This is a genomic window from Mycobacterium sp. UM_Kg27 (assembly GCF_000972905.1).
Lineage (GTDB): Bacteria > Actinomycetota > Actinomycetes > Mycobacteriales > Mycobacteriaceae > Mycobacterium.
Genome location: NZ_JRMM01000183.1, coordinates 1 through 6,540, shown reverse-complemented (window position 1 = coordinate 6,540; position 6,540 = coordinate 1). Strand labels below are relative to the sequence as shown.

Here is a 6,540-nt window from a genome sequence, read left to right as displayed (position 1 = left end):
GCCGGCGTAACCGCCGATCTCGGTAGGCGTGGGGAAGGTTTCGTTGGGGGTGCCCTTCAGGGCGCCGTCCATGGTGGCCTTCCAGATGTCCGCCGGAATGCCCGCGCCATAGACCGGGCCACCCCACTGATTCACCAGGGGTTCGTCTCCCCCGGTGGTGCCCACCCAGACCGCGGTCGACAGCGACGGCGTGTAGCCGACCATCCAGCCGTCCCGGTTGGCACCGGTGTCGCCCAGCTGCGTGGTACCGGTCTTGGCCGCCGACGCCCGTCCGCCGGCCAGGTTGTGCCCACGCGACCATCCCGCGATGGGCTGCATAGCGGAGGTGACGTTGTCGGCGACCGCTTTGGGGATGCGCTGCTCACCGGTGTCTTCGGAGGTCCGCACATCGAACAGCACCCGGCCGTCGGCGCTGACCACCTTCTCCACGAAGTGCGGCGGGTGATAGGTGCCGGAGGCCGCCAGCGTGGCGTACGCCGAGGCCATGTCGATGACCCGGGTCTGATACTGGCCGAGCACCACGCCGCCTTCGGGAGGGCCGCCGTCCTGCGACAGCGTGTGCGGCACGCCGGGGAAGCTCTTCGCGACCCCGGCCTGATGCGCGGCGTCGGCGACGTCCTGCGCCCCGTTCTTGAGCTTGAGCATCAGCCGGTAGTAGGCGGTGTTCAGTGAGCGCTTGAGCGCCTCGGCGATGTTGCAGACACCGCAGCCCTCACCCTCGGCGTTGGTGATCTTGGTGCGGCCGTTGTCGAGGGTCAGCGGCGAACTGTCGACCTGGTAGCCCAGACCGATGCCCTGTTCGAGCGCGGCCACCAGCGCGAACACCTTGAACGACGACCCGGTCTGCAACCCGGCCTGGGCGAAGTCGAAACCGTTGGCATCGGAGCCCCCGTAGTAGGCGCGCACTCCGCCGTCACGCGGGTCGATGGACACCACCGCGGTCCGCATGTTGGGAATCTGATCTTTGAGGTACGTCGCCACCGCGTCTTCGGCGGCGGCCTGCGCCGCCGGGTCGATGGTGGTGGTGATCTGCAGGCCCTGGGTGTTGAGCGTCTGCTCGTCGATGTTGAACAGCTCGAGCAGCTCCTGGGTCACCTGCCGCTGGATCAACCCGTTGGGTCCGGTGGTGATGTTCTGGGAGCGGGCCAGCTCGGGTGACACGGTGGGCGGAAACTCCTGGGCGGCACGCTCACTGGCGGAAAGGGCTCCGGTCTCCACCATGCCGTCGAGCACCCAGTTCCACCGGTCCAGGGCGCCTTCGGGGTCGACCGCAGGGTCCAGGGTGGACGGCCGCTGGATCAGTGCGGCCAGCAGCGCACCCTCGGCGATGTCGAGGTCCTCCACCGGCTTGTCGAAGTAGGCCCTGGACGCCGCGGCGATCCCGTAGGCGCCGCGGCCAAAGTAAATGATGTTCAGGTAAGCCTGCAGCACATCGTCTTTGCGCCACGCGCTGGACATCTTGGTGGCGATCACAAGCTCTTTGGCCTTGCGGACCAATCCACCCATGCCGGCCCGCTCAGACCCGACCAGCGCGTTCTTGACGTACTGCTGGGTGATCGTCGAACCGCCCTGGGTGTCGCCGCCGAACAGATTGTTCTTGATCGCGCGGGCGAAGCCCGACACCGAGAATCCCGGGTTGGAGTAGAAGTCGCGGTCCTCGGCCGCCAACACCGCGTTACGCACGTAGACCGGCACCTGGTTGATATCGATATCGACGCGGTTGCCTTCCGGCGGAATGATTTTGGCCAGCTCGGACCCGTCACTGGCCAGGATCGTCGACACCTGGTTGGTCCGGATGTCGCCGGGTGAGGGTACGTCGGTGATGGAGTAGGCCATAGCGAAGGTGATGACCGGCAACAACAGCATCACCACCACAGCGATACCGAGGCCGCGCCGGATCCATCGCCAGTTCGGCGGATGTGCACGCAGCCACTCCAGCGGATTCGGCGCGACCGGTGCATCGGTGGGAGCGGAGCGCTCAGCCCGCCGCGGGGGCGGCGCGGTCGGCTTCTCCGGCGGCGGCTCGCGCCGCGGGATCCGTCCGCTCAACGCCTGCTCGCGGGGCGGAGGAGCCCCGTCCAGGGCCGCCCGGACCGCGTCGATCGGGTCCCGCAGGTCGGCCGTCACGGCGTCGTCGACCGCCGGAATGATCGTGGTCTGCCGGTCATCAGGTCCCGACGGTGGGCGGCGGCCGGCGTCGGAGGGCCGGGCCGAGCCAGCATCGGACCCGTCGTCGTGATGTTTACTCACTGGCGGTACGGGCTCCGCTGCGTGCCGGCCGTCGACCGCGGGATCCCTTGGGCGGGCTCGCGAGGCCCAACACATACGACTTCACCAGGTGATTCCAGCTGCAGGTCCGGCACACCTCGACGACATACACCGAGAACTCCGAGAACCGGGTGGCCAACAGGACCAGTTCCTCGGCGGTACGCGCCGAGCCCGAGACCGCTCCGAGCTGGTCGCCGTACACCCAGGACACCAGGGTGAGGGGCTCCTTGCGGCAGATGGGGCAGACCACCGCACTGGCCTTGCCGTGGAACTTCGCGGCGCGCAGCAGATAGGGGTTGGCGTCACACACCTCAGTGACCCCGGTGCGCCCGGAGTAGACCTCGGCCAGCAGGGAACGTCGCCGGAGCGCGTAGTCCACTACCTGTCGCTGCAATCGCACGGTCACCAGAGTACGTCGGGTGCTCACCGGCGGTGGCGATCAACGCCCCCAACCGGCGCCAACCGGCGGATTCGGCGTCAACGCGGCGCGGCCTTCTTTTACTATCGTCGCCGTGGCGACACGGCAGACCGCGGGCACTCGGGCCAAAGACAGCGACCGGGACGACGTCTGCCGAATCCTGGACAGCGCTCTGGCCCAGGGGCAGGTGTCCAGCGCCGAACACCAGGAGCGCATCAGCGCGGCCACCCGCGCCGTGACCCTGGGAGACCTGCATTCCCTGGTCGGTGACCTGCAGACCGAGACCGCGCCGGTCAAGCTGCCGACGCTGCGCGGTCCCGCCGAGTTCGGCGTGCGCGGTGTCGCCGTCAAGGCGCTGGGCGCACTGGGCGCCGCGTTGGTGGCGGGAATGCTGCTCGGTTGGGCGATGTACGGGAACACCAGCTCGCCGCTGAGCTTCACCTCGGATCCTGGCGCCAAGCCGGACGGCGTCGCGCCGGTGGTACTCACCCCGCCACGACAGCTGCAGTCCCTGGGCGGGCTGACCGGCCTGCTGGAGCAGGCTCGGCAGAAGTTCGGCGACACCATGGGCTACCGGCTGGTGGTCTACCCCGACTACGCATCGCTGAATCGTCCCGACCCGACCGAAGAGCGCCGCAAACTGGACTACTCCTACCGCGGCGGCTGGGATGACCCGTCGACCTCGTCCAAGAGCAGCGATGACGTGCTCGTCGATCTGGGCGCATTCGACGTGAAAGCCGCGGTCGGCATCCTGCGCGGGGCTCCCGAGACGCTCGGGATCAAACCCGCCGACGTGAAAAGCACCTACCTGATCGTCGATCCGGCGCGGGATCCCACCACACCGGGGGCGCTGTCGCTGTCGGTGTACGTTTCCAGCGACTACGGCGGCGGCTACATCGCTTTCGCCGGCGACGGAACCGTCAAGCGCATCAATTACCCGTCCTGACCGGCGGGTTTCACGCTATTGAACACCCGGCGAACAATGGCCACTTGGGCTTGGTTATATCGGCGCGATACTATGGCGCGAACCGTCGACCGGACGTAGCTACACCATCTCAGGAGGTGACTGGAGTGCTTGAGCTTGCCATTTTGGGCTTGCTGCTCGAGTCTCCGATGCACGGCTACGAGCTGCGGAAGCGGTTGACCGGTCTGCTGGGTGCGTTCCGGGCGTTCTCCTACGGCTCGCTGTATCCCGCGCTGCGGCGCATGCAGCTGGCCGGGGTGATCGCCGAGGACGCCGCGCCGACGGGGACCCCGGTGCGCCGGGCCCGACGGGTGTACCGGCTGACCGACGCCGGGCGTCAGCGGTTCAACGAGCTGGTGTCCGACACCGGTCCGCAGAACTACACCGACGACGGCTTCGGAGTCCACCTGGCGTTCTTCAACCGCACCCCCGCTGAGGCGCGGATGCGGATTCTCGAAGGCCGCCGCCGGCAGGTGGAAGAACGCCGGGAAGGTCTGCGCAACGCGGTGGCACGGGCCAGCAACTCATTGGACCGCTACACCCGCCAACTGCACCAGCTCGGGCTGGAGTCCAGTGAGCGGGAGGTCAAGTGGCTCAACGAGTTGATCGCGGCCGAACGCGTATCGCAGGGCTCGTCCGGGGGCGACGAGCGCGCGCAGCGCGCGAGGAGAGACCCGGCGGCATCGAACCGCGCCGAACAACCCTGACCCCGCATACGGACGCGGGTATCGGGACAACACAACACAGCACTTCAGCATTGAAAGCAGAAAAAGGAGAGCGTCGAAAATGACTGAGCAAACGACGGATGTGCGGGTCGCCATTGTCGGCGTCGGCAACTGCGCGTCCTCGCTGGTCCAAGGCGTCCAGTACTACCAGAACGCCGACGACACCTCGACGGTCCCCGGCTTGATGCACGTGCGCTTCGGCCCGTACCACGTCCGCGACGTGAAGTTCGTCGCCGCGTTCGACGTGGACGCCAAGAAGGTCGGCTTCGACCTGTCCGAGGCCATCTTCGCCTCGGAGAACAACACCATCAAGATCGCTGACGTGCCGCCCACCAACGTGATCGTGCAGCGCGGCCCGACCCTGGACGGCATCGGCAAGTACTACGCCGAGACCATCGAGGTCTCCGACGTCGAGGCCGTCGACGTGGTCGCCGCCCTACGCGAGGCCAAGGTCGACGTGCTGGTCTCCTACCTGCCCGTGGGCTCTGAAGAGGCCGACAAGTTCTACGCCCAGTGCGCCATCGACGCCGGTGTGGCGTTCGTCAACGCACTGCCGGTGTTCATCGCCTCCGACCCGGTGTGGGCCAAGAAGTTCGCCGACGCCGGCGTGCCGATCGTCGGCGACGACATCAAGAGCCAGGTCGGCGCCACCATCACCCACCGGGTGATGGCCAAGCTGTTCGAGGACCGCGGTGTCACCCTCGACCGCACGTACCAGCTCAACGTCGGCGGCAACATGGACTTCAAGAACATGCTCGAGCGTGAGCGGCTGGAGTCCAAGAAGGTCTCCAAGACCCAGGCCGTCACCTCTAACCTGACCGGCTCGCTGGCCGGCAAGGTCGAGGACAAGAACGTCCACATCGGCCCGTCCGACCACGTCGCCTGGCTCGATGACCGCAAGTGGGCCTACGTGCGGTTGGAGGGCCGCGCCTTCGGTGACGCGCCGCTGAACCTGGAGTACAAGCTCGAGGTGTGGGACTCGCCGAACTCGGCCGGCATCATCATCGACGCGGTGCGTGCCGCCAAGATCGCCAAGGACCGCGGCATCGGCGGACCGATCCTGCCGGCGTCGGCATACCTGATGAAGAGCCCGCCCAAGCAGCTGGCGGACGACGTCGCGCGCGCCCAGCTCGAGGAATTCATCGTCGGCTAGCGGCCGCCGCTGCGCACCGCACATGACTGACGACGAGCTGGCCGGCCTCTCGGAGTTCGCCCTCTTGGGAGGCAACGCCGAGCAGGCCGGTCTGACCGGTCCGTTGCTCGACGTGGAGCGGATCGAGGCCGGTGAGGTCAGTGCGCTGCGCTGGGGTTCGGCGCCGCCGCGGGTGGTGTTCCTGCATGGCGGCGCGCAGAACGCTCACACCTGGGACACCGTCATCCTCGGGCTCGGCGAGCCCGCGCTGGCGGTGGACCTGCCCGGCCATGGCCGTTCGGCGTGGCGTGCGGACGGCGACTACTCACCGCAGCGCAATGCCGCCACTTTGGCGCCCGTACTGCAGGAGCTGGCCTCCGATGCCGAATTGGTGGTCGGTATGTCGCTGGGCGGGCTGACCGCGATCCGCCTGGCGGCCACCGCCGGCGAGCTGGTGCCCCGGTTGGCGATCGTGGATGTGACGCCGTCGGCTTTGCAGCGCCATGCCGAGATGAGTGCCGCCGACCGCGGAACCGTGGCGTTGGCCCAAGGCGACCGGACCTTCCCCGAGTTCGAGTCGCTGCTGGCCGTCACAGCGGCCGCGGCGCCGCACCGCGATGTGGAGTCCCTGCGACGCGGGCTGTTCCACAACACTCGTCGGTTGCCCGACGGCAGTTGGACGTGGCGCTACGACACCATCCGCTCGGTCGGCGACTTCACCGAGCTGTGGACCGATGTCTCGGCGATCACCGCGCCGACCACCTTGATCCGCGGCGGCGATTCGTTCTTCGTCACCGCCGACGACGTCGCCGAGTTCACCCAACGCTCGCCGGGGCTGACCACCCACGTGGTGGACGGTGCCGGACACTCCGTACAAAGTGATCGGCCTCGTGTCCTGGTCGAGCTGCTTCGGATGGCCCTCGCCGAGAACCGGAGCTGAGACGGCCGCAGCGACACCGGCGGTTCAGCGAGGCTCGACGAAGGAGAGGCGAAGCTGGAATCGCCGCAGCGACACCGGCGGTTCAGCGAGGCT

Annotated in this window: 6 protein-coding genes; 4 read left to right on the top strand and 2 right to left on the bottom strand. The window is 67.9% G+C overall.

What is annotated here, in order from left to right:
* Positions 1-2,151, bottom strand: a 2,151-nt coding sequence (locus tag LI94_RS19660) for a transglycosylase domain-containing protein (protein ID WP_239651276.1), incomplete at its 3' end; no start/stop codon positions are given.
* A 91-nt stretch (positions 2,152-2,242) separates the two neighbouring features.
* Entirely contained in the window at positions 2,243-2,668 is a 426-nt protein-coding gene (locus LI94_RS19655) for a DUF5318 domain-containing protein (RefSeq protein WP_024442732.1), read from the bottom strand.
* Positions 2,669-2,780: 112 nt separating this feature from the next.
* On the opposite strand from LI94_RS19655, the gene LI94_RS19650 reads away from it, so the two are divergent.
* The 4 genes from LI94_RS19650 to LI94_RS19635 all read left to right on the top strand — a co-directional run bounded on the left by LI94_RS19650 (position 2,781) and on the right by LI94_RS19635 (position 6,447).
* Complete coding sequence (locus LI94_RS19650; protein WP_082105827.1) at positions 2,781-3,632, top strand: DUF1707 domain-containing protein; 852 nt, start codon at positions 2,781-2,783, stop codon at positions 3,630-3,632.
* A gap of 125 nt (positions 3,633-3,757) precedes the next feature.
* Positions 3,758-4,357 carry a PadR family transcriptional regulator gene (locus LI94_RS19645; RefSeq protein WP_024442734.1) on the top strand — a complete coding sequence of 200 codons (600 nt, stop codon included), beginning with the start codon at positions 3,758-3,760 and terminating at the stop codon, positions 4,355-4,357.
* A 79-nt stretch (positions 4,358-4,436) separates the two neighbouring features.
* Entirely contained in the window at positions 4,437-5,528 is a 1,092-nt protein-coding gene (locus LI94_RS19640) for an inositol-3-phosphate synthase (RefSeq protein ID WP_024442735.1), read from the top strand.
* 22 nt (positions 5,529-5,550) lie between these two features.
* The gene (locus tag LI94_RS19635) at positions 5,551-6,447 is read left to right on the top strand and encodes an alpha/beta hydrolase (protein WP_024442736.1); all 897 of its coding nucleotides are present in this window, start codon (positions 5,551-5,553) and stop codon (positions 6,445-6,447) included.
* Positions 6,448-6,540: the final 93 nt, after the last annotated feature.